The organism is Streptomyces lycii, from assembly GCF_009735685.1.
GTDB classification, from domain to species: domain Bacteria; phylum Actinomycetota; class Actinomycetes; order Streptomycetales; family Streptomycetaceae; genus Streptomyces; species Streptomyces lycii.
The window spans coordinates 1-954 of sequence record NZ_WHPN01000162.1 but is presented as its reverse complement, the minus strand read 5'-3'; the positions used below and the strand labels follow the sequence as shown (position 1 = coordinate 954).

1 pseudogene is annotated in these 954 nt (G+C 78.5%); it reads left to right on the top strand.

The annotated features are described in order from the left end of the window. A pseudogene (locus tag GCU69_RS32570) lies at nucleotides 1–712 on the top strand (hypothetical protein); the annotation flags it as partial. Nucleotides 713–954 lie beyond the last annotated feature (242 nt).

Here is a 954-nt window from a genome sequence, read left to right as displayed (position 1 = left end):
CGCAGGCCACCCGGACGGCAGGCCGGCGACCGGAACCGGCGCCCCCGGGCCCGGTGCGGGCACGGCCGTGGTCAGCCCGGCCGAGATGCTTCCCGAGTACGTCGTCGTCATCGCCGGCCTCTCCGCCGTGCTGCTGCCGCACGGCTGGCCCGCCGCCGTCGCCCGCTTCCCCGGCACCTGGCGGGGCGCCGAACTGCACGCCGCCACCCTCGACGTGCTCGCCGGGACGGGCGGCGGCCTGCCCGCGCCCCTCGCGGCGGCCGCCGCCCACGCCCTGGCCGAACCTCCGGCCGTGGAGGAACGCGTCCGGGCGGCGGCGCGCCTGCACGGCATCCTCGCCGCCGCCCTGCACCGGACCGTCACCTCGCACGGCGCGCTCTGCCGGCCGCCCCGCGCCGGGAGCCACCTCTACCCGGACCTCGACCCGCTGCGCCCCGCGCTCGCCGAGAACGGCGTCACCGACTCCGTCGAACTGGAGGAGGAACTCACCCGGCGGCTCGGCCGTCCGGTACCCGGCGGGCACCGCTTCGGCGACCCCCCGGACGCGCTCCGCGTACGGCTCTCCACCGACATGCTGCTCGGCGCGTCCGACGCGGAACGGCTGCGCGAACTCACCGCTGTGGACCCGCTGGGATCGCCACCGGCGGCAGAGGCGCTGAGGCTGGTGGAGGCGGCCTTCGGCACTTGGTCCGGCCGGCGGTCCGCGGAGTGACGCCGACGGCGGTGCGGCGCCGGGCCCGCGGCCCGGCCCATCCCGCCAGAACGGAGCACTGGGATGACGGAACAGCAGGAACGCCCCCTCGCCGAGCCCGAACCCGGCTCCGGCTCCGGCTGCGGTCCCGGTCCCGACTCCGGCCCTCCCGACTCCGGCCCTCCCGACTCCGGTCCCGCCCTCGGTCCTCCCGACCCGAGTCCTCCCGACCTCGGTCCTCCCGACTCCGGTCCCGGTCCCGG